The organism is Hymenobacter gelipurpurascens (assembly GCF_900187375.1).
GTDB lineage: Bacteria > Bacteroidota > Bacteroidia > Cytophagales > Hymenobacteraceae > Hymenobacter > Hymenobacter gelipurpurascens.
On the sequence record NZ_FYEW01000001.1, the window covers coordinates 667026 to 688338 of the forward strand.

Here is a 21313-nt window from a genome sequence, read left to right on the forward strand (position 1 = left end):
ATAAAACAAGCAGCCCTGCTTACAATGGCCGAAGCCAAAGCAAGCAGGGCTGCTTACAGATAAAGTGCTTACGGAAGGTGGCCTAGCGGTTTCCGCCGCCACCATTGCCACCCCGCGAGCGGCGACGCTGGCCGTCTCCGCCGCTACCACCGCTAGGGCGAGCTGCGGCACCGGCCGGACGTGGGCCACCACCTGTGCGCTGACCATTGCCAGCCGGACGCTCCCCACTGCGGCCCTGGTGCTGTCCCTGCGGACGACCACCTTGCCCCTCACGGCCTGGGCGAGGCGGACGACCTGCCGGACCTTTCGGACGCTTAATAGCCGGCCCGCCGGAGAGCGGCACTGGAGCAATAGCGCTGGAGGAGAAGGGGTGCTTCTCTACCACAGGCACCTGCCGCCGGATGAGTTTCTGAATATCCTGGAGATAGGCGCGCTCCTCATCTTCGCAGAAGGAAAGGGCAATGCCATCGGCGCCGGCCCGGCCAGTGCGGCCGATGCGGTGCACGTAGGTCTCGGGCTCGTTCGGGATTTCGTAGTTGATAACGTGCGTCAGCTCCTCCACATCAATACCGCGGGCCGCAATATCCGTAGCAACCAGAACCCGCGTTTCGCCCGCCTTAAAGTTGTGCAGGGCGCGCTGGCGGTGGTTCTGCGACTTATTGCCGTGGATGGCTTCCGATGGGATGTTCGCCTTGGCCAGGGTCTTTACCACTTTATCAGCACCATGTTTCGTGCGGGTAAAGACCAGTACGCGGCGGATATTTTTATCAGACAGTACGTGCTCCAGGAGCGCGGGCTTGTCGTTCTTATCCACCATGTATACCGCCTGCGTTACTTTCTCCGCAGTGCTGGATACAGGCGTAACGGCCACTTTTACCGGGTTCGGCTTCAGGATGGTATCAGCCAAATCCTGAATCTGGCCGGGCATTGTGGCCGAGAAGAACAAGGTCTGGCGCGAGGCGGGCAGCTTAGGCAGCAGGCGCTTGATGTCATGAATGAAACCCATGTCCAGCATGCGGTCAGCTTCATCCAGCACAAACACCTCCAGGTGGCGCAGGTCTATGAAGCCCTGGTTCATGAGGTCGAGCAGGCGGCCGGGAGTGGCAATGATGATTTCCACGCCCCGCTTGAGCGCGTTTACCTGTGGCGCCTGGCCTACACCCCCGAAAATAACGGTGTGGCGCAGCTTCAGGTGCCGGCCGTAGGAGGCGAAGCTTTCGCCAATTTGAATGGCCAACTCGCGAGTAGGAGTCAGAATAAGGCAACGGATACGGCCGGGAGCGTGGCGCTCAACCTGGGCCGTCTGGTGCAAAATCTGCAGAATGGGGACAGTGAAAGCGGCCGTTTTGCCGGTTCCTGTCTGGGCGACACCTAACAGGTCGCGGCCATCCAACACGTGCGGAATAGCTTGCTCCTGAATGGGTGTAGGAGTTGTGTATCCTTCCTCATGCAGAGCACGCAGGATAGGATCAATAAGGTTTAGTTCGTCGAACGACATCAAAAAGAAAGAAAAACGGCTGCCAAACGGGCAGTAGAAATGGCAAAACAACAATTGCGCCGACAAAGGTCGGCTTTTTTGCGCCGATTGTCGGAATGCCGCTTAAAGGACAAGTGCAACCGTAAGAAAAGAAATGAATAACGACGGAAGGATAGGTTTATAACGATTTGATCCTCAAATATATGAAAATAAATATAAAGCTTTGGCAGGGATGATGAACTGCGCCGGGCTAACGTTTCAGTTTGAGTGACAACACCCAAATCAGTAAAATCCGTTTACTTCTCTGAGAAATAACTTAAACCAGATACCTCTCTTATGCGCATCATCGATCAGAAACTGGCCTACGATGGTCACTATAAGTTACGTCAGTTGCAGCTCCAGGACGGAAAAGATGTACTAAAACGAGAACGGTTTGAGCCCGGCACGGCCGTTGCGGCCTTGGTATTTAATACCAAAGCCCAGCAATATATCCTGACCCGCCAATACCGTATTGGGCCGGAAAGAGAGTTGGTAGAGCTGGCGGCAGGAATGGTAGACGGCACCGAAGAGCCAGAGGAAGCTATCCGGCGAGAGATTCAGGAGGAGCTAGGCTTCGAGGTGGACTATCTGGAGCAAATTGTGCGGTTGCTGCCTTCTCCGGGGACGAGTGCGGAGGTCATTACGGTATTCTATGCCGAAGTAAGCAAGCAAACAGGCGAGGGAGGTGGCCTAGCATCCGAACACGAGAAAATAGAAGCGATGCATTACCGGGCAGAGGAGTTGTGGAAAGCGTCTTTTGAAGATGCCAAAACACTAGTGGCGGTCCAGTGGGCCCAACTGCGAACGAAATGAGCAGGCTACTTCTTGGGGGCCGATAGCTTATGCGAAGCGTAACGCCTGCGCAGTATCTGTTGTGTTGTCCAAATGATAAAGCCTGGCTCTTGCATTAAGAGTCAGGCTTTATCATTTGGGTGATGTTTGTAATCTACTCAGCCTTAATGATATATTCGAAGTTTTGCTTCGTTTTGGCGTCGTTGATTGTCAGGAAAATATCCTGCGGTGTATCGGTTTTTGTAAATGGTAAAGCGCGCTTGCTCATGTACAAGTCGCGGTTCCAGAAGCGGCCCTGCCCAGCTGGCAGCTCCTGTACGTTGAGGACTTCCTTGCCATCTTTGGTTTTAGCAACCAGGCTCAAATAAGCTGGGTCGGCGTTCTGGGCACCGCGGCGGTACATAGTCACGGTGAGCATGCCACCAGCGGGCAATTGGCGGAAACGGCGCTCGTAGGTAGTATCCGCCATGCTGTTCATGCGCTTCAGCTCATTGATTTCGGTGAGCAGCTCGGCGTAGGGGCGGTAGGCCACTCGGGTTACGCAGGCTTCCACTTCCGCATCTTCGTCGGTGTTCTTCGTGACGTTGAGTACGTAGGGGCTTTCCTCGTCCTTCTTGGGGAAGGTGTATTTTTTGCGGGCCTTGCCAGGCATGTACTGAGCTGAGGTAGCCAGTGTGCCGAGCATAAGCGCGGAGAGGAGGATAAATTTCTTCATAGAAGCAGCTGAAAGCAAGTAAGAAAATAGGCCGGATTCCGACGGTGCAAATATAACATTTCGGTGGCGCCGGTTTATATATTTTCGACAGGCTTTGTACAATACCTAGCGAAGCTACCAGCTGCCCCGTCCAAGTTGTAGTGGCCTAGCGAGTAACAGTAGTGTTTTAGCGGCGTTACTGCTTCATTTGTCGTAGCTGGGGCAACTACCTGCCTAATCAATTTCCGAGGCCCTATTTGCGAACTTCAGTGCCTGTTAATAGTGCCCGCCTACTTTTCGGTAGTTTAGGCGTGCCATAGCGGAGGGAAACTGGGGGAGCCTGCGCGGCGCGGAGTGGCCTAGGCCAGCCGTATCGGTGAGAGCATGCAGAAACGACACTAAATCATGCTTTTCCTGAGTGGTGAGATGGAGCTTATCGGCTGGGAGCGTTTGGTTTGGTACATCAAGGCCCAGCCCGGCGCCACCGCCCTGGTCGTAGAAGTCTATTACTTCTTCCAAAGTACGATAGGCACCCTGGTGCATGTAAGGCGCTGTAAGCGCTATGTTGCGCAGTGAGGGCGTTTTGAACGCGTGCTCCTGCCACCGGATTCCGGTAGCGCCGCCCCGGCCCAGGTCGGAATCGAGGGAGCGAGGGCGCCGACTGGCCCGGGCGGGTGTACCCAGTACTTCGGCCTCGGTGCGCTCGAAACCCGGTGGCACAGTGCCATTGAAAAGCGGCAGGAAATGGCAGGTGGCGCACTTGGCTTTACCCAGAAACACGTTGGCACCGCGCCGGGCACTGGGGCTTAGTGCCTCGCGCTGCCCCCGCATGTACTTATCGAGTGGCGCATCGAGGCGAATCAGGGAACGGAGGTAAGCCGCCAAAACGGTTTTTACATGCTGCTCCTGAACGGCAGTTTGCTGGGGCTCGGTGGCGAAAGCCTGCGCGAATGCCGCCCGGTAAGAGGAGTTCCGCGACAACAGGCGGGCGGCGGTGGCCAGTGACCCATGCATTTCAACGGGGCTCGCGACTACAGATGCTACTTGGTCTTCCAGAAAGCTCACGCGCCCATCATAAAACTGGGTGCGCTGCAAGGCTGCGTTGAGCAGGGTAGGTGCATTGCGCAATACCACGCCTCGTCCGCCGTAGGCCACACTTTTCGCCTGGCCATCGGTAAAGGCGCGGGTGGGCTGGTGGCAGCTGGCGCAACTACGGCTGCCATTGCCCGACAGCACCGGATCAAAAAACAACTGCCGGCCTAGCGCCGCTTGCGCAACGGTGGGACGCACGGTGGAAGTAGGCGCGAAACCAACGGCATCAAACGCCCCAACTTCAAACAGGGAACCGGCATCGGGCCGCAGGGCCCTCACTTCCTTAAACGCCGGAATCCCTAAAGTCTGCTGCATTGCCCAAAGCTGCTGACTCAGTGGATTGGCGTAGGCAACCAGAAACTCGAGCCGGTCAAAATGAGCAGCGCTAGAGTGGCCTAGGTAAGCCTGTACTGCGCGGAAAGTGCTGTCTAGCCGAACGGCGAGGCTAGGGTGGCGGGTGCGCAACTGCGGTTGATAGGGCGCAATAGTTGCCTGCACAGCGGCCAGGGCTTCGGCAGCCTCGGGCACGGCCCCCGGCGAGGCGGGAGTATCGAAGCCCGGGATACCCAGCGTCATCACCCGAAAGACCTCCAGCCGCGCAGCATCAAACAGGTGGCGGTCGGTGGGAGAAAGCGTTTCGGCCGCATGGTGCAGGCCTAGCAGGCTGCTCTGCACGAAGGCCACTTGTTCCAGCACTTCTTCCCGTTGTGCGGGCTTGTAGAGGGCAGGGTAGAAGTACGTTTCCAGAACCTGCAAGCCCTCTGGTGCATGCACGCGTTGTTGCTGGTCGAACTCTTCTACTTCGCCCAGCGCGGGCCCGTTCAGAAGCTTGGCGGTGGAGGGACTGTAGTATTCGGCCAGTAGTTCTACCCGCTTCCAGGCTCGGCGAGCAGCCAGAAAAGCCTGGCGCTGCCGCTCTGCCTGCTGTCCAGTAGCCACGGCATGGCGTAAGCGAGCTACAGCAGAATCTAGTTGCGTCAGATCCTGCCCATACTGCCGAAGGACCTGCATGGCCAGGCTGGCAGGGGAGAGTTTATATGCAAGGCTGGTAGTCGATGAAGACCATTGGCAGCTTATCAGAGATAGAGCCATGCCTACCAGAATGACAAGGGAAATCCGGAAGTAAATCATTGGTGATGAAATGAATACCAAATGAGTAAAATGTTTTTTAAGCATTTGGGTATATCGTAAAAGCAAATAAACAGGATGGTTCTGATCCTTTTTATTCTCCGAACTTCCGCGTGAAAAGCCCCGCTTCCAGAAGTAGAAGCGGGGCTCAATAGCTCACATGAATGGATGTAGTAACCTAACCATAGAGGGCCTAATGATAGGTAAATACGCTAGCGTGGCAGGCCGCTCAGGACCACTACCTGGCTGGCCTGGTCGTTGCCATTGTTGGGCTTAGCGCCGCCGTCCTTGTACTTCTGTGCCCGCCAGGAATGGGGCTGAATGCAGAGTGTGAAAGTGTTTGGCTGGCCTACCACATCCGATACATCTACTAGCGCGCCGTATTCCCAGCTGCCTTTCGTGGAGGGGGCGGGCGTGTAGGCTGAGCCTGTCACGTTGTACTTGTCTTTGTCGGTTTCCGTGCGGTGGTGGTCCAGCTCCATTACCTTCTTCAGCTCACCGGTGGCAATGTTGTACTGGTAGAGGTAGGCATCGTGGGTTTCGGTGCCGTAGCCGTTGGAGTCTTCCTGAATGTAGACGTAGTTCTGGGTTACGCAAATGTTGTCGGGGTTCTGGAAGTCCTTGGCTTTGCCGTTGCGGTCGTCGCCATCCAGCACTACTTCCAGCGTGCCTTGCAGTGGGTTTTGCTCATTGAGCAGGAGGCGGTAGGTCCGGCCCCATTTGGTGCGGCTTTGGTCGGCATTTACGCCCGTAAAATCCTGGCCCGTTACGTTGAAGTAGACTTCGCGGCCGTTGGCCCCGCCGCCTTTGCGGTAATCGAGGTCTTCTACCCGGCCAAACTTAATGGCTTTAAGCGGATCTACCTGAGCCTGCATTTGGGTGCCGGTCAGGTTTTTATAATCCGGAATGGCCACGAACTCTACCTCGTATTTCTGGCCTAGGGTTATGTCTTTCTCCTTTTGGTTCAGGTCTTTGCGGCGGAGCATGTACTGCTGACCACCCTCTAAGTCGCCTACCGCATTGCTGACGTAGAGCGCCACTTGCCCGCCGCTGGCATCGGAAGCATCCTCGCCGGTCAGGATAACGGTTTTGCCGGTGTAGGCCGTTTTGGGCAGAGGCACGGCGTTTTCGGCGCTCCAGTAGCCCAGGCCTTTGATGCCTTTCGGGGTGCTTTGCGTGTTATTATCGGCGAAAGGCTGGATGAGGTGGGTCTGAGCATCTACGGCGCTTTCACCGGCGCTCAGGAAGTAGGGACCGAAGCCGTGCTCCTCGGGCGTTACCAGCGTGGCGGAGCACAGGCGCCAGCGGCCTCCGTCGGAGTTCAGCACGTACTCGCCGCGCACGGGGCGAAGCGTCTCATCGAACTGCACCCGCGAAATGGCCATGTTGTCCTCGTTGTTCACCAGCATGGTAAACCCCTTTCCGTCGGGGTTGCGCAGCAGGCCGGCCCCATCGGCCGAGCCCCCGAACATGAAGTCGGGCGAGGCGGCCAGCTTGTCGTCGGAACTGATAAGCGAGTACATCTTCACGCTCTCAAACCCAGCCTGCATCTTCGCCAGCACCGGCGTAGTGGAGTAGTTATCGAGCTTTACCGTGCTGGGTGTTTCCGCTGGGGTATTGCTGTCGTTGTCGTTGGAGCAAGCCGCTAGGCCAGTCGAGAAAGCCAGGCCGAGCAATAAGCGCGCTGAGAGGGTAGGAGTGTGCATAAACACGGAGAAAAACAGTGGGCGAAAGGGTGTCGTGAAAGGATGCCCAAAAGTATTTTGACCGTGTTATCACACTGTTGGCAGCTGGTTATGAAGCTGTGTCCAAATGATGAAGGTGAAATGACCTACCCGTTATGGTAGTGTTAGCAGCTGCTTCTGGCGCTTATGCTGCGAGACAGCACTCATGGCATAGGAGAGCCGTTCCACTGCCTCGGCTTAACCAAGCAAACCAGTATCTTGCCAGCTGCCCGCCTCGTTTGGCGGTGCCGTGTACTATCTGCGCTGCTATATATCAGATGCTTCTTACGATTACCACCACTCACCAGCCCGCTACTGACCTGGGCTATCTGCTGCACAAAAATCCGGCTCGTCTGCAAACGCTGGAAGTGGCCTACGGGCAGGCGCACATCTTTTATCCCGAGGCTACGCCGGAACGGTGCACGGCGGCCCTCCTACTTGATATCGACCCTATTGCCCTGGTGCGCAACCACCGTGGCCCGGCCGGCGACGGCTTTGCCCTGGAGCAATACGTCAACGACCGGCCCTATGCTGCTTCTTCGTTTTTGAGTTCGGCTCTGTCCAAAGCGTTTAACACGGCCATGAACGGCACCTGCAAAGACCGCCCGGAACTGCCAGAGCTCCTGCTGCCCTTTGAGGCGACTGTGGCCGTGATGCCGGCCGCCAGCGTGGAGCAGCTGGAGCACCTGTTCGGGCCCCTGGGCTACGAGGTAGATGCGCAGGCCCACCCCCTGGACCCCACCATGCCGGAATGGGGAAACAGCCGCTACTTTACGCTGCGGTTGCGCCATGCGGCCCTGCGCCTGCGTGATCTGCTGACGCATCTCTACGTGCTCATACCCGTCCTCGACAACAACAAACACTACTGGCTAGACCAGTCGGAGGCCGAAAAGCTGTTGCACCGGGGAGGGGAGTGGTTGCCGCAGCATCCGGAGCGAGAGTACATTACCCGCCGCTACCTGCGGTTTGCGGAGCTGGTAAACCCCACGCTGGAGCGGCTACTGGCCTACGATGAGCTGGCCCCGGACGATCAGACGTCAATGGAGCTGGCGGAAACGGCTGAAACCGAACCGGACGATGCGCAGGCAGCGGGCAAGCAACACCTGCACGACCTGCGCCTGGAACGCGTAGCCGAAGAAATCCGGCGCATAGGGGCGAAGCGGGTGCTGGACCTGGGCTGCGGGGAAGGTAAGCTGGTGCGCCGGTTGCTGAAGGTGGCGCACATCGAGCATATCCTGGCCCTGGATGTATCGTGGCGGGAGCTGGAGCGGGCCCAGCAGCGGCTGCACGTAAGAGAGATGCCTCCGCGCCAGCGCGAGCGGCTCACGCTTACCCAGGGCTCCCTGCTCTACCACGACCCGCGCCTGGCGGGCTACGATGCGGCCGCCGTAGTCGAGGTAATTGAGCACCTGGATGAAACCCGACTGGCGGCTTTCGAGCAGGTCGTATTTGCGCGAGCCCAGCCCGGCGCCGTACTCGTGACGACGCCAAACGCCGACTACAATCAGCGGTACGAAACCCTTTCCGCCGGCCAGTTCCGCCACTCCGACCACCGCTTTGAGTGGACGCGGGCCCAGTTTATCGAGTGGGCCACTGGTGTGGCTGCGCGCCACGGGTACCGGGTGCGAGTGGAGCCATTAGGCCCGGAAGCCGCGGAGGTAGGCGCGCCCTCGCAATTAGCGGTATTTGAGCGGTAGAGCAGCAGCTGGCGCAATGCTTCCCCGGGAACAAGTGCTGAAAGGCGTGGCCTAGGCCTGTTCGGGTGCGTGCGCAATCCACTGTATCTGCCCGTTTTCTTTCCTGATTATACGATTATGTCTTTGCATACTCTTAAGCTGCCCGAACTCTCGCTGGTGCTTCTCATTGGCACATCCGGAGCCGGTAAATCTACCTTTGCCCGACGGCTGTTTCAGGCCACCGAAATAGTATCCTCGGACCAGTGCCGGGCGCTGGTGGCCGATGACGAGAACGACCAATCGGCCACGCCCGAGGCATTTGCCCTGCTGCACTACCTGGTAGGCCTACGCCTTAAGCGCGGCCTGCTCACGGTGGTTGATGCCACCAACGTGCAGGCTAAGGCCCGCAAAACCCTCGTGCAGCTGGCCCGCGACTACCACGTGCTGCCCACCGCCATCATTCTGGATGTGCCCGACCGCCTGGCCGAAGACCGCAACCGCCAGCGCATTGAGCGCCAGCACATGGGCCGCCACGTGGTGCCGCAGCAGCGCCAGCAGCTGCGCCGCTCTCTCAAAACGCTGAAGCAGGAAGGTTTCAGGCACGTTTACCACCTGCACGGCTCCGAGGAAATTGATGCGGTACAAACTATCATTAGGGACCCACTCTACAGCAACCGCAAGCAGGATAGCGGTCCTTTTGACATCATCGGCGACGTGCACGGCTGCTACGAGGAGCTGGTCCAGCTGCTGACTGGCCTAGGCTATGCGGTGGAGACCGAAGAGCGGAAGGATCTGCGCGACCTGGGAGTGCGCGTGACGGCACCTGTGGGCCGCCGGGCGCTGTTCCTGGGCGACCTGGTAGACCGTGGCCCCGCCTCGCCGCAGGTGCTGCGCCTAGTGATGCACATGGTGCAGAGTGGCCTAGCGCTGTGCGTGCCCGGCAATCACGATATCAAACTGCTGCGCTACCTCAACGGCAAAACCGTAAATGAGCAGCATGGCTTTGCGGAAACAGTAGCGCAGCTTGCTACCGAGCCCGACTCGTTCAAGAGCCAGGTGCGGCAGTTTCTGGACGGCCTCGTGAGCCACTACGTGCTGGATGGCGGTAAGCTGGTGGTGGCCCACGCCGGCATGCGCGAAGAAATGCAGGGCCGCGGCTCCGGCGCCGTGCGGGCCTTTGCGCTGTTCGGGGAAACAACCGGCGAAATCGATGAGTTTGGCTTGCCGGTGCGCTACAACTGGGCCTCGGAGTACCGGGGGCGCGCTATGGTGGTGTATGGCCACACGCCCGTACCGGACCCCGAGTGGCTCAACAATACGATTGATATTGATACCGGCTGCGTATTCGGGGGCCGCCTCACGGCCCTGCGCTACCCCGAGCGGGAACTGATTTCCGTGCCCGCCACACAGGTGTACTGCGAGCCCGTCCGCCCGCTGCGCCCCGCAGAAGTGGCCGCAGATGCCGCCCAACTCACGGCCCAGCAGCAGCACGACGATCTGCTCGACATTCGGGACGTAACCGGCAAACAGATTATCAAGACGCGCCTGCTGCCCTCCGTGACCATTCGGGAGGAAAACGCCACGGCGGCGCTGGAGGTCATGAGCCGCTTCGCCCTGAACCCGAAGTGGCTGCTCTACCTGCCGCCCACCATGAGCCCCTCCGAAACCAGCGCCCTCCCCGATATGCTGGAGCACCCCACCGAAGCCTTCGACTACTTCCGTCGGCAAGGCCTGGAACGGGTGGTCTGTGAGGAAAAGCATATGGGCAGCCGCGTGGTAGTGGTGCTGGCCAGGGATAAGGACACTGCGCGCCGCCGCTTTGGGGTGGTAGGCGAGGGGCCGGGCAAGTGCTATACCCGCACTGGCCGCAACTTCTTCACGGATACTGGCCTAGAAGCCGCTTTCCTGACGCGCCTGCAGGAGGCCCTGACCACGGCTGGCTTCTGGGAGAAGTTCCACACCGACTGGATCTGCCTGGATGCCGAGCTGCTGCCGTGGTCGGCGAAGGCGCAGGAGCTGATCAAGAATCAATACGCCGCCGTAGCCGCTGCCGCCACGGCCGCCCTGCCTGAGGTTGCGGCTGTGCTCACGCAAGCCACCGCACGTGGCCTAGAGGGCGTAGAGGCGCTGTTGGCGCGTACCTCGGCCCGCCAAGCCGCCGCTCAGCACTACGCCGAGGCCTACCGCCGCTACTGCTGGCCCGTAGAAAGCCTTGCGGATTTGCGGCTGGCGCCCTTCCACCTGCTTGCTACGGAGGGCCGCACTTACTTCGATAAGGACCACGCCTGGCACATGGAAACCCTGCGTGCCATTTGCCTCGCCGATGAAGGCCTGCTCCGCGCCACGCCCTACCGGGTGGTGCATCTGCAGGATATAGCCGATGTGGAAGCTGCCACCCAGTGGTGGACCGACCTCACCGCGGCCGGCGGCGAAGGCATGGTAGTCAAGCCCTATGATTTCATCCCGGGGGGCCGCCAAAATCTGGTGCAGCCGGCTCTGAAGTGCCGCGGCCGGGAATATCTGCGCATCATCTACGGCCCCGACTACCTGCTGCCCGGCAACCTGGAGCGCCTGCGCGAGCGGGCCGTGAAAAGCAAGCGTAACCTGGCCCTGCGCGAATTTGCCCTCGGCGTAGAAGGCCTGGAGCGGTTTGTGGCCGGCGCCCCGCTACGGGAAGTGCACCAATGCGTATTCGGGGTGCTGGCCCTGGAAAGCGAGGCCGTGGACCCGCGGTTGTAAGGCATGAGCCCGTCCGGATTTAGTTGGGCTTAATTACCAGAGTATGCTTTCCTTGTAGTCATTCATTACTTTGCCCCTATATGAAACAGCTTCACCTTGTGGTTCTTACCATTCTCGTAGCGTTTGGGTTAAGTAAAGGACCTGCTGCGGCCGGCACCCTGGCGGCGCGGCCCGCCTATATGGAGCTTAAGGTATATCACCTCAAAACCAGCCGGCAGGAAGCGGTAATTGACAGTTTCTTACAGCACCAGTATATGCCGGCGCTGCGCGCCGCTGGTATTGCTACTATTGGCGTATTCAAACCCATTGGCAACGATACGGCCGCTGACAGACGGATCTACGTTCTGACTCCTTACTCATCCTGGAAGCAGTGGGAGAACGTGGCCAAGGAAACTACCACGAAACTGGTGGCCGCCGGGGGCGCTTACGTAAATACCGCCCACAACAATCCGGCCTACAGCCGCCTGGAAACGGTTTTCATCAAGCCTTTCGAGCAGATGACCAGCTTAATGACCCCGCGGCTCAATGCCCCCAAGAACGAACGCGTGTATGAATTGCGGAGCTACGAAGGAGCCAGCGAGAAGATATTCCGCAATAAAGTCCAGATGTTTAATGCAGGCGGGGAAATCAAGCTATTCGCTCGACTAGACTTCAACGCCGTTTTCTACGGAGAAGTAATCTTCGGCTCGAAAATGCCGAACCTGTTATACATGACCACTTTTGCTAACATGCAAGCCCGCGAAGCGCATTGGAAAGCCTTCGGTAGCGACCCTGAGTGGAAAAAGCTGTCCAGCCTGCCCGAGTACCAGAACAACGTGTCACACATCGACATCGTTTTTCTGCGCCAAACTGAGTATTCGGGCCTTTAGAGTAAGGGAGGGATAATTCCTTCTGTCATAGCCTGATTCATGCTTAGCAGCTTCGGGCGTGCTCTAGGCCACTGGAATGCCGAGCTGGGCCTGAGGCCAGTTTGCCGTCTTGGTAGAATCCCTGGAATGGTTTGTGGCCAGCACGCCGCTAAGGGGGTACACCACTTCGTGTGCGGGGTACTGGCGCTGGAGAAATAGAACTTGGGCCGACGGTTGTAGGTAATCAGAAAGGGCAGGTAGCTAGCCCCGTGGCATTACTACCTGCCCTTAGGTTTCTTCAGCCACTTCAGCGCCGCAGCTACTTTGGTGTCTTTGTTGAGGTCCGTGAAATTGTCACCGCCGCTGATGAGCACATCGGGGGTAAGGTGGGACTTGTAAGCCACTTGGTTGCGGTCGGCGTCTTGCAGGCCGGCAATGGTGAGGTACGACGTGCCGCTGATGCGGTAGCTTTCATTGGCGGTGGTAGCGCCGTAGGTAGGCTCACCGAAAAAGCGGGTATTGGGCCTCCCTTTCAGACTTATGGCTACAATTTCACCGGAGCTGGCCGTTCGGCCGCTGAGCAGCACGGCAATGGGTTTATCGGTGCGCTGGGCAGGGCAGCGGTTCTGCAGGGTAGTCACGCGCATAGTATCCATATAGAAGTTGCCCTGCCGGAGGTACCACTGCTGATCGGGCTTGCCATCCTTGTCCACGAAGCCGCCCAGGTGGCCATCACCCAGCAACGGCGCAATGCCGGCCAACATGGGCGCCATGGCACCGCCGTCGTTCAGGCGCAGGTCAATAATCCAGGACTTGGCTTTGTCGGGGTTGATGCGGCAGAGAGAATCCTGCACCACTTTGGCTGCGTCGCGCATAGCTTGCAGGCTGCCTCCGGCATTTATGCCCGGCAGCTGAATGTAGCCCACATTGCCGGGCAGCATCTTCACCAGCACACCGGGCTTTTTGGCCAGTGCTTCTTTCACGGCCACATTGGAGTAGGCCGGGCGCGCTGTATTACGCCACTTGTAGGTTTTGCCTTGGTAGGTCAGCCAGCCGTGGTCATCCTTCAGCTGTTCAAATACATACGGATAAATTGGCAGCAACTCCCGCACCGACTGCGCCCCTTGAGCTTTCTGGTACACCGTCTGGCGCAGCTGCGGCCAGTCTACAGTGCCACGCTCCAGCGAATACATCTCCAGCAACGCCAGGCTCTTATCCAGGAAGGTTTTAACGGAATCGGGGAGCGAGGCCGGTACTGTTTGGCAATGGGCCGTGTGGGTAGCAACGAATAGCAGCACGAGTAATCCTGGTTTCTTCATGCCGGGAAGATGCAGGTTACTGACAAATGGTTGGTTGCAAGGTTAATGTTTAAAGTTTATTTCGATTGTCGAGCAATTCCAGATATCGACCAAGCCACTCTTTTCCCTCTCTCGTGGTTTCTAATTCCAAGAAGTCCTGAGCTACTACTTGCAGTTCCCCATAAACGGGTTCAAAATTATAGGATTCAGCATCTAATCGATGAAAGGGTCTGAGAGGACACATACCCATCAATGCGTTCAATGCAGCATTCCGAATTTGAGGGTTGATATTGCTGAGTTGAGCGCGTACGGTATCAACTACCAAGGCCGGATATTGGCGAATGTGTGCATTCTTGCCCAGCGCCCAAATACCCATTTCCAGGTGATTGTCATCCGTACTTTGAAGGATATACTCAATCAATATCCGCACTGAATCTGGTCCGGTAATGCTAAGTCCCCAGATAGCTCTGTCGACTATAGGCCCATGATTAGTGGTAAGCAGAGCTACAAGTTGAGGCGTAAGCAATACTGCGTCCTGGTGCACTGCGTGTGGATATTTCTTCACCAGAATGTCAAGGCTAAGGAACACCACACTATCATCTTGGCTGGTCAGATTTGCCAGCAAAAGCGGATAGACCTCGGGTGAGGGGGCCTCGCTTAGCAAATTTCTCAAAACGGCTAATTGCTCTTCTATGGTCTTGGAAGACAAGCGGCGTATTACTTCCTGTGTATCCATGCAATAAGGTGTACGCGTCTACTTGCGACCCATACTCTTAGCCCGAGCGCCCTTGAACTCCGAGCCGGCGCGCCACTGCGGGAACGTGGTTTCGCTGGCCAGGCGCTGGCCTACGCGGAAGTAGAGCTGGGCATCCTGGGCAATGCCGCTCAGGTCCCAGCTGGGGTCGAACTGGTCGGCGGGCTTGTGGTACATGTTGGTGGTGTAGTTCTGGCGCTGTTTGGCAATGGCTTCCTTGCCGCCGGTGCGGCTCTCGAAACCGCCGCTGGCGTAGAGCGAGGGCACGCCCACGTGGGCAAAGCTGAAGTGGTCGGAGCGGTAGAACATGCCCGTTTCGGGCGTTTGGTCGGGCAGCACGTAGCGGTCCTGTTCCTTGGCGGCGGCGCGGGCGTAGTCCTCCAGCTCCGACTGTCCGTAGCCGATAACGGTGAGGTCCTTCATCTGGCCGTAGGGCCAGAGCATGTCCATATTCAGGTCCGCTACAGTCTTGTTGAGCGGGAAGGGCGGGTGCTGGACGTAGTAGGCCGAGCCCAGCAGGCCTTGCTCTTCGCCGGTTACCGCCAGAAACACGATGCTGCGCTGGGGCTTCTCTTTGGCCTGCTGGAAGGCTTCCGCAATGCTGAGCAGCGCCGCTAGGCCAGTACCATCATCCACGGCCCCGTTATAGATAGAGTCGCCGGCAATGGCTTTGCCTACCCCAAAATGGTCCCAGTGGGCTGAGTAGATGATATATTCCTCGGGGCGAGTGGTGCCGGGCAGTACGGCCAGCACGTTGCGCGAAGTCTGGCGCCGCAGCTTGTTCTGGATGCTGCCCGTGAGCGTAAGCCCACCGAGTGACCTAGCCCGGAAGCCCTTGGTGTTCGCGGCGGCGTAGAGCTGGTCGTAGTTCTGGCCGGCCGCCTGAAACAGCTTTTTAGCCGCATCTAGAGTCAGCCAGCCTTCCAGGGCACACTTGTCGGCGCCTTTGTTGGCGGTTTGGGCGCGCAGCTTGGGGCTGACGGCCCCGCTCAGCACCACCGACCATGGGTAAGCTGCGGGCTTCGTATCGTGCACGATGAGCAGGCCGGCGGCACCGTGGCGGGCGGCTTCCTCGTATTTGTAGGTCCAGCGGCCGTAGTAGGTCATGGCCTTGCCGTTGAACAGGGTCGTGTCGTTGCCCGCATTGCCGGGGTCATTCACCAGCACTACCACAGTTTTGCCTTTCACATCGAGGCCGGCGTAGTCATCCCAGCCGTATTCGGGCGCTACTACGCCGTAGCCAGCAAACACCAGCTCGGAGTTCGTGACGGCTACCTGGGGCTGCTCCCGTTGGGTGAAGGCCACAAAATCGGTCTTGTACTGGAAACTCAACATCTGTCCTTTGCCTTTGATTTGCAGAGTGGGGCTGGGTGTGCCTGTGATTTCTACCAGCGGCACCGGCTGGAAGTAAGAGCCATCGGGGCCGGACTTCAGGCCCAGGCGCTTGAACTCATCGGCCAGATACTTCGTGCTCCGCTCTTCGCCCACAGTAAACGGCTTGCGACCCAACATCTCATCCGAGGAAATAGCCTGCAGATACTTACTGATGCTGGCCGCCGTGATGGCTGGCGCAGCTGCGGAAGATGCCGCCGTTGTCTCGGGCGTGTTGTCAGAAGTGGAAGCAGCTGTGTTGTCCGACTGAGATTGACAGCCCGACAGGCCTAGGCCTAGCATGAAAGCCGCCGCTAGCGGGCGGGCAGGAGAGGGCAAGAAGGGGAGAACCATCAGGAAATTCTGGTTTCTGGTGGAGCCGTCACCGGCAATGGAGTAGCGAGGAGTGGCCTAGGATGCCGGTAATGTAAGGCATTGAGCGGTTGCAGCGCTACTGTTCGCTCCACTTTTGTGCGTAGCCGCTCTGCTGCAGAAAGTTGCTGAAATCTGTAGTGGAGAGCATATCGGCCACAGCTTGTTGCTTGTTGGTGGCTTTGGCGTAGTAGCTCTCACAGATTTTGTAGCCCACGTAATAGCCCAGGTCGCAGGGCTTATCCGGGGTTTCCTGGGGTGCATTAGCCAGCCAGTTTTGGATATGGCTGCCACGCATTTCCCGCCGAAAAGCAGCCCAAAGTTGCTGCTCGTGGGCGTTGCCATAGGTGTGTAGTCGGGCATTGGTGCCCAGGGAGCCCGTTACCAGTTCGGCTATAAAATCGGCCATGCCCTCGCGGGTAGCATAGCTCAGCAGATTGTCTTGCGCGCGTTGCTGCACGTTGTGGATCATTTCGTGGGTTACCACATACGGTATGTCCGTTACCAGACCACTGCGGTTGCGCTCTACCTGGGTCAGTTCCGAGGTGTCCACTCCTGGGCCGTAGGCCACATGCTCAGTCCCGATCAGGAGGCCAGGGGGTTGGGCGGTGCTTCCGGAAAAGCCACCTGCCAGAAAGTAGATGTTGCTGAAGCGGGCGGCCGGGTATAGCGCCTGCAGCCGCCGAAAAGCTGCCAGTATCTGCGGCTTCTGTCCGGCTACGTCCAGCATGTGGTTCCGGATGGAGGCGTAGTAACGCGGACGTTTCGTGATGCGGCGGGCAAAGAGCACCGGGTTTTTCTTGAACCGACGCTCGTAGTAATCCAGTAGGCCAGGGGAGCCCTTTGCGAAATACTGTTGCTCGAATACGCGGTAGGCCTGCGCCGTATCGCGCATGGCAGCGGGGTAGGCCGCCCAGAAGTTGTCAAGGTCGGTGGTGACCAGTTGTACCTCTTCTACCTGCGCAAGCTGGGTGTTGGTGCAAGCTATAGTGAGCAATAAGCAGAAGAGCAGCAAACGGCGCATACGATAGAGCTATACCTGATTTGATAGTTAGCAGGAAGAGTGGCCTAGGAGTGTGGATAGCAAGGATTTTGAGACTATAAAGCACGTCATGCTTTACGGCGCTCTGCACAGCACTTCAGCCAAATATACACGCGCTGGTGTGTTTCCGAAGCCGCCTAGCCGGCAGTTGTTGCGGCCGCAACGGGAGCTGGTGCTACCTTTCGGGCTATTAGCCGCAGTTGCCTTTTTTATTCTATGCTCGCTCGTATCCAGTCGGCTCTCACTGAGCTCGAAGCCCGCCACCATATTCGTGTTCTATACGCCTGCGAGTCGGGTAGCCGCGCCTGGGGCTTTCCATCGCCGGATTCCGACTTCGACGTGCGCTTTATCTACGCTCACCCAGGCGATTGGTACCTGACGCTGGATGAAGGCGCGGATACGCTCAACTTCCCCGTCGATGAGGAGCTGGACCTGGCCGGCTGGGAACTGCGCAAATCGCTGAAACTGCTGCGCGGCTCCAATGCGGCCCTCTTCGAGTGGCTACAGTCGCCGGTGGTGTATGCAGAGGCGGCCGGGTTTCGGGAAGCACTACAACCACACCTAGCCAACTGCTGGAATTCGCGGGCCGGCCTCAACCATTATGCGGGCTTGGTGCGCCGAGGCGTAGAGGACGACTTGGTAGGCGAAGAAGTGCGGCTGAAGCGGCTGTTCTACGCCCTTCGCTCGGCGCTGGCCGCCCGCTGGATTCGGGAGCGGCCTACATCGGTACCGCCGATGGAGTTGCGGGAGTTACACGAACTGCTGCCACTGGAACTGCATGCCGAAGTGGCGGAATTGCTGGCCCGCAAAGCCACCGCCAACGAGAAAACGACCGTAGCGCGCCCAACGGCTCTGGTTGCCTTTCTACAGGAGGAGTACCGGGCTATACTCTCAGCCCGCGAGAAGCTGCCCCTAGTGCGAAGCACCGACCCCACCCAAAAGCTAAACGACCTATTCCGGGCATGGCTGTAGCGCCGGCAAGGTAGTTCGCGCTTAGCCCATTGATTTCAACTACTTCGTCGATACGCGCATTGCCCAGTCCGCGCTACCTCTATTATGACTATTTCCGACCTGCGCCAACGTGGCTTGATTCTCTTTGAAGCTATCAGTGGCAGCCGCGCTTACGGCACTCATCTGCCTCATTCCGATACTGACCTAAAAGGTGTGTTTATTCTGCCTGAAGCGGATTTCTACGGGCTCGACTATGTGCCCCAGATAGCCAATGAGACCAACGACGAAGTGTTTTATGAGCTACGGCGCTTCGTAGAACTGCTGCTCAAAAACAACCCTACTGTGTTGGAGCTGCTGGGCACTCCCGCCGACTGCGTGGTGTATCGGCATCCGTTATTTGAAGGGTTTCGGGCGGAGAATTTTCTATCCAAGCTCTGTCGGCAGAGTTTCGCGGAGTATGCCGTGGCCCAGATTCGAAAGGCGCGGGGCCTGAACAAGAAAATCAACCACCCAGAGCCGCCCAGCCGCAAGTCGGTGCTGGATTTCTGCTACGTAACGGTAGGGGCCGGTGCGCAGCCCGTAGGCCAGTGGCTGACGCGGCAGGACCTGGCAGCGGCACAATGTGGCCTGGCGAAGGTGCCGCACCTCACCGATTTATATGCGCTATTCGTAGATGAGCCGGCGGGCTCCCTCGGTTACCGCGGCCTCGTCCGCGACGCCGAAACGTCGCAGGATGTGCAGCTATCGGCCGTGCCGAAAGGGGAGGTGCCAGTGGCCTACCTTAGCTTCAACCGCAACGGCTACAGTACCTACTGCCGCGTGTACCGCGAGTACCATGAGTGGGTGCAGAAACGCAACGCCGAGCGCTACCAGAATACGGTGCAGCACGGCAAAAACTACGATGCCAAGAACATGCTGCACGTGTTTCGGCTGCTGCGCATGGCGGAGGAAATAGCCACCTCTGGCCAGCTCCAGGTGCGGCGGCCAGACCGGGAGTTTCTGCTGCAAATCCGGCGGGGCGAGTTTGAGTACGAACAATTAGTGAGCGAAGCCGACGCCTTGGTAGAGCGGGTAGAAGCCGCTTTCGCCACCTCCGCGCTACCCGAAACACCGGACAAACAAGCCACGGAACAACTGCTGATTCAGGTGCGGCGGGCATTCTACCAGCAAGCAGCAGGTCACTAAAAAGCCGGTCAGATGGCGCTAGGCCACCCGACCGGCTTTTATTACTTCTTCGAAGAAACAGCGCTACCGGGTAGAGTGGCCTACGCGGTACGTGGATTTAGAGGAAGTAGCTTTTTTGCCGAACAGACCACGGCGCTTTTTGCTGGATTTGCTGCCCTTGTACTTTTTGTAAAACGGGCGGTGCGTATAGGAGTGGCCTTTCATCTTGGCGCGTGCATAGGCGGTAGGGCGGGCCGCTTCTGCTGGTTCGGCGGCGCCTACCATGAGCAAGGCGAAGAAGAGAATTAGGATTCTGGTCATGGTGCAGGAAAATGGTTAGCACCTATCTAACTTATTATCAGGGGTGAAAATTGTGCACCTCAACAATAAGATGATTCTGCAGTCCGCTGCAGCCTGCGCAAAAACAAGAATGGCGTCTCTCTCCAAAGCTGGAAAGAGACGCCATTTGCTTATGGGCTAACGCGAAAACCTAGTTTGCGCCGATGGTCGTGTTGCGCGAGGGCCGCTTGGGCGCCGGCGTAGTTTTCTTGGCTTTGCGACGCTTCCAGAACTGATACCAGCGACGGCTGTGCTTGGTACGCTTCTTACGCGAGTAGTACTTGTAATTGGGGCGATGCACGTAGGTTTTGCCCCGCATCTTCGCGCGGGCTGCGGGACCACCCTGATCGGCCAGAGCCGGGCTGATGTCGACGAGCGCCATCAGGAATACCCAGAGGAGAAGAAAAAATCTTGCCATAAAAAAATAGTGAAATGCGCGAGGGGTGCGGAACTAAAAAGAAAGCAGGCAAAAGTCTGGCCATATTCCGAGATAATAGAAAAAAAAGCAGACCAAAAAGCGGAATTAATTTCGCTACCAAACGTACGCGGCTACGGAGCGTTAGCGTCCGCCAGATACAGTCGGTTTATTAGTCCTTGGTTTTCTTCTATTTATACTTGGAGGAGTGGCCCTACTAACTGTAGTCTGGCAGAGCCGGCACGCGCCCGTCAACGCAATAGCCGCACCAAGGTTTTCTTGCTACTGAGAAGAACTGTTCCTTTGACCGACTTTATCCCCGTTTTAGCGCTGCTAAACTACATTTCGCAAGTCTAGCAGTAATGCAGTCATCCGATAAATCTGAAGCGTCCCAATGTCAGATCACCAGAACACGTATCCTCCAATTACTTGTACTGCTCAGTTGCGAGCCGCATTGCTGGGCCTGGCTGTAGGCGATGCGCTGGGCGTTCCGGTTGAGTTTAAGAGCCGTGCTGCCCGCCTCCAAGACCCTGTGGTGCACATGCGGGCCTATGGCACCCACCATCAGCCTGCCGGAACCTGGTCCGATGATGCCTCGCTTACTTTCTGCCTGGCCGAAACCATTGCCAATGGCTTCACACTGCGTAAGTTGGCGCAAACAAGTTGCCGCTGGTACTTCGAACAACTCTGGACGCCACACGGCGCTGTTTTCGATATAGGCATAACCACGCGTGAGGCCTTGGATAAGCTTCGCTTAAACCCGGAAGGCTCGCCGCTGGCTGGCGGCACCGATGAATATAGCAACGGCAATGGCTCCTTGATGCGGATTTTGCCTCTGGCTTTTTATCAACCCGAAATGCCCCTGGCAAGCCGATTTCTACTGATTTCCCAGGTATCAGCCATCACGCACGGGCATATCCGCTCCGCAGTGGCCTGCTTTCTGTATCTGGAAATGGCCCGTCATCTGCGGGCAGGGCTAACCCCGGCAGAGGCCTATGCTAAGCTATGTGCGGAGGTCCCGGCTCAGCTGTATGCGCTTAATATTCCGGCGCGGGAAGCTGATCAGTTTGAGCGCATTCTGAGCGGCCGCCTGCCCGATATAGCTGCTGCGGCCATAAATAGCGGCGGCTACGTGCTGCATACTCTGGAGGCGGCCCTATGGTGCCTGCTGCGCTATAGTACCTATGCCGAAACGGTGCTGGCCGCTGTCAACCTCGGCGACGACACGGATACTACCGGAGCCGTAACTGGTGGCCTAGCAGGGCTGAATTACGGAGAAGCAGCTATTCCTGCCGAGTGGTTGCGGGTGCTGGCCCGCCGCCAGGATATTGAGGACTTAGCCCATCGGATGTCGCTCGGAGATGGTGTGCGCTAGGCCAGTAGGTGAGGGGCGGAAAA

At 58.0% G+C, this 21313-nt stretch carries 17 protein-coding genes; 7 read left to right on the plus strand and 10 right to left on the minus strand.

Annotated elements, in window-relative coordinates:
- Positions 1-82: 82 nt before the first annotated feature.
- Positions 83-1498, minus strand: a complete 1416-nt coding sequence (locus tag CFT68_RS02695; RefSeq protein ID WP_088841884.1) for a DEAD/DEAH box helicase — start codon at positions 1496-1498, stop codon at positions 83-85.
- Between the two features lie 315 nt (positions 1499-1813).
- On the opposite strand from CFT68_RS02695, the gene CFT68_RS02700 reads away from it, so the two are divergent.
- A complete protein-coding gene (locus CFT68_RS02700) occupies positions 1814-2329 on the plus strand; it encodes an NUDIX domain-containing protein (RefSeq protein WP_088841885.1) in 516 nt (171 codons plus the stop codon).
- 133 nt (positions 2330-2462) lie between these two features.
- On the opposite strand, the gene CFT68_RS02705 is transcribed toward CFT68_RS02700, so the two are convergent.
- From CFT68_RS02705 to CFT68_RS02715, 3 genes are all read right to left on the minus strand, one after another.
- Positions 2463-3023: a hypothetical protein gene (locus CFT68_RS02705; protein ID WP_088841886.1), complete on the minus strand. Its 561-nt coding sequence runs from the start codon at positions 3021-3023 to the stop codon at positions 2463-2465.
- 255 nt (positions 3024-3278) lie between these two features.
- Entirely contained in the window at positions 3279-5105 is a 1827-nt protein-coding gene (locus tag CFT68_RS02710) for a cytochrome-c peroxidase (RefSeq protein WP_170934679.1), read from the minus strand.
- Between the two features lie 329 nt (positions 5106-5434).
- Positions 5435-6928 carry a PhoX family protein gene (locus tag CFT68_RS02715; protein WP_088841888.1) on the minus strand — a complete coding sequence of 498 codons (1494 nt, stop codon included), beginning with the start codon at positions 6926-6928 and terminating at the stop codon, positions 5435-5437.
- A gap of 296 nt (positions 6929-7224) precedes the next feature.
- Between CFT68_RS02715 and CFT68_RS02720 the strand changes: the two genes are divergently transcribed.
- The 3 genes from CFT68_RS02720 (at position 7225) to CFT68_RS02730 (ending at position 12230) form a co-directional block, all read left to right on the plus strand.
- Positions 7225-8643 (plus strand): 3' terminal RNA ribose 2'-O-methyltransferase Hen1, encoded by a 1419-nt coding sequence (locus tag CFT68_RS02720; RefSeq protein ID WP_088841889.1) that lies wholly within the window; start codon positions 7225-7227, stop codon positions 8641-8643.
- 117 nt (positions 8644-8760) lie between these two features.
- A complete protein-coding gene (locus tag CFT68_RS02725) occupies positions 8761-11361 on the plus strand; it encodes a polynucleotide kinase-phosphatase (RefSeq protein ID WP_088841890.1) in 2601 nt (866 codons plus the stop codon).
- An 80-nt stretch (positions 11362-11441) separates the two neighbouring features.
- On the plus strand, positions 11442-12230 hold the full coding sequence (locus CFT68_RS02730; protein WP_088841891.1) for an NIPSNAP family protein: 789 nt from the start codon (positions 11442-11444) through the stop codon (positions 12228-12230).
- A gap of 257 nt (positions 12231-12487) precedes the next feature.
- Here CFT68_RS02730 and CFT68_RS02735 read toward each other — a convergent pair whose 3' ends face one another.
- The 4 genes from CFT68_RS02735 to CFT68_RS02750 all read right to left on the minus strand — a co-directional run bounded on the left by CFT68_RS02735 (position 12488) and on the right by CFT68_RS02750 (position 17028).
- Positions 12488-13528, minus strand: a complete 1041-nt coding sequence (locus CFT68_RS02735; RefSeq protein WP_088841892.1) for a S41 family peptidase — start codon at positions 13526-13528, stop codon at positions 12488-12490.
- A gap of 49 nt (positions 13529-13577) precedes the next feature.
- Entirely contained in the window at positions 13578-14243 is a 666-nt protein-coding gene (locus CFT68_RS02740; RefSeq protein ID WP_088841893.1) for a HEAT repeat domain-containing protein, read from the minus strand.
- An 18-nt stretch (positions 14244-14261) separates the two neighbouring features.
- Complete coding sequence (locus CFT68_RS02745) at positions 14262-15986, minus strand: M28 family metallopeptidase (RefSeq protein WP_212590358.1); 1725 nt, start codon at positions 15984-15986, stop codon at positions 14262-14264.
- Between the two features lie 97 nt (positions 15987-16083).
- The gene (locus CFT68_RS02750; RefSeq protein WP_088841894.1) at positions 16084-17028 is read right to left on the minus strand and encodes a gliding motility protein GldB-related protein; all 945 of its coding nucleotides are present in this window, start codon (positions 17026-17028) and stop codon (positions 16084-16086) included.
- 234 nt (positions 17029-17262) lie between these two features.
- On the opposite strand from CFT68_RS02750, the gene CFT68_RS02755 reads away from it, so the two are divergent.
- Both CFT68_RS02755 and CFT68_RS02760 read left to right on the plus strand, forming a co-directional pair.
- Entirely contained in the window at positions 17263-18018 is a 756-nt protein-coding gene (locus CFT68_RS02755) for a nucleotidyltransferase domain-containing protein (protein ID WP_088841895.1), read from the plus strand.
- A gap of 84 nt (positions 18019-18102) precedes the next feature.
- The gene (locus CFT68_RS02760; protein ID WP_088841896.1) at positions 18103-19182 is read left to right on the plus strand and encodes a DNA polymerase beta superfamily protein; all 1080 of its coding nucleotides are present in this window, start codon (positions 18103-18105) and stop codon (positions 19180-19182) included.
- 63 nt (positions 19183-19245) lie between these two features.
- Here CFT68_RS02760 and CFT68_RS02765 read toward each other — a convergent pair whose 3' ends face one another.
- Together CFT68_RS02765 and CFT68_RS02770 are read right to left on the minus strand one after the other, a co-directional pair.
- Positions 19246-19482 (minus strand): hypothetical protein, encoded by a 237-nt coding sequence (locus CFT68_RS02765; RefSeq protein WP_088841897.1) that lies wholly within the window; start codon positions 19480-19482, stop codon positions 19246-19248.
- Positions 19483-19651: 169 nt separating this feature from the next.
- Positions 19652-19918, minus strand: a complete 267-nt coding sequence (locus CFT68_RS02770) for a hypothetical protein (protein WP_141106407.1) — start codon at positions 19916-19918, stop codon at positions 19652-19654.
- Between the two features lie 439 nt (positions 19919-20357).
- Here CFT68_RS02770 and CFT68_RS02775 point away from each other — a divergent pair, with 439 nt between their 5' ends.
- Positions 20358-21290 (plus strand): ADP-ribosylglycohydrolase family protein, encoded by a 933-nt coding sequence (locus CFT68_RS02775; RefSeq protein ID WP_245815258.1) that lies wholly within the window; start codon positions 20358-20360, stop codon positions 21288-21290.
- Positions 21291-21313 lie beyond the last annotated feature (23 nt).

Excerpts from the sequence above, each read along its gene's own strand:
- CFT68_RS02745 (WP_212590358.1), bottom strand. The coding sequence starts at position 15,986 with ATGGTTCTCCCCTTCTTGCCCTCTCCTGCCCGCCCGCTAGCGGCGGCT.
- CFT68_RS02735 (WP_088841892.1), bottom strand. The coding sequence starts at position 13,528 with ATGAAGAAACCAGGATTACTCGTGCTGCTATTCGTTGCTACCCACACG.
- CFT68_RS02730 (WP_088841891.1), top strand. The coding sequence starts at position 11,442 with ATGAAACAGCTTCACCTTGTGGTTCTTACCATTCTCGTAGCGTTTGGG.
- CFT68_RS02765 (WP_088841897.1), bottom strand. The coding sequence starts at position 19,482 with ATGACCAGAATCCTAATTCTCTTCTTCGCCTTGCTCATGGTAGGCGCC.
- CFT68_RS02770 (WP_141106407.1), bottom strand. The coding sequence starts at position 19,918 with ATGGCAAGATTTTTTCTTCTCCTCTGGGTATTCCTGATGGCGCTCGTC.
- CFT68_RS02710 (WP_170934679.1), bottom strand. The coding sequence starts at position 5,105 with ATGCAGGTCCTTCGGCAGTATGGGCAGGATCTGACGCAACTAGATTCT.
- CFT68_RS02695 (WP_088841884.1), bottom strand. The coding sequence starts at position 1,498 with ATGTCGTTCGACGAACTAAACCTTATTGATCCTATCCTGCGTGCTCTG.
- CFT68_RS02750 (WP_088841894.1), bottom strand. The coding sequence starts at position 17,028 with ATGCGCCGTTTGCTGCTCTTCTGCTTATTGCTCACTATAGCTTGCACC.
- CFT68_RS02700 (WP_088841885.1), top strand. The coding sequence starts at position 1,814 with ATGCGCATCATCGATCAGAAACTGGCCTACGATGGTCACTATAAGTTA.
- CFT68_RS02725 (WP_088841890.1), top strand. The coding sequence starts at position 8,761 with ATGTCTTTGCATACTCTTAAGCTGCCCGAACTCTCGCTGGTGCTTCTC.
- CFT68_RS02760 (WP_088841896.1), top strand. The coding sequence starts at position 18,103 with ATGACTATTTCCGACCTGCGCCAACGTGGCTTGATTCTCTTTGAAGCT.
- CFT68_RS02740 (WP_088841893.1), bottom strand. The coding sequence starts at position 14,243 with ATGGATACACAGGAAGTAATACGCCGCTTGTCTTCCAAGACCATAGAA.
- CFT68_RS02720 (WP_088841889.1), top strand. The coding sequence starts at position 7,225 with ATGCTTCTTACGATTACCACCACTCACCAGCCCGCTACTGACCTGGGC.
- CFT68_RS02705 (WP_088841886.1), bottom strand. The coding sequence starts at position 3,023 with ATGAAGAAATTTATCCTCCTCTCCGCGCTTATGCTCGGCACACTGGCT.
- CFT68_RS02755 (WP_088841895.1), top strand. The coding sequence starts at position 17,263 with ATGCTCGCTCGTATCCAGTCGGCTCTCACTGAGCTCGAAGCCCGCCAC.
- CFT68_RS02715 (WP_088841888.1), bottom strand. The coding sequence starts at position 6,928 with ATGCACACTCCTACCCTCTCAGCGCGCTTATTGCTCGGCCTGGCTTTC.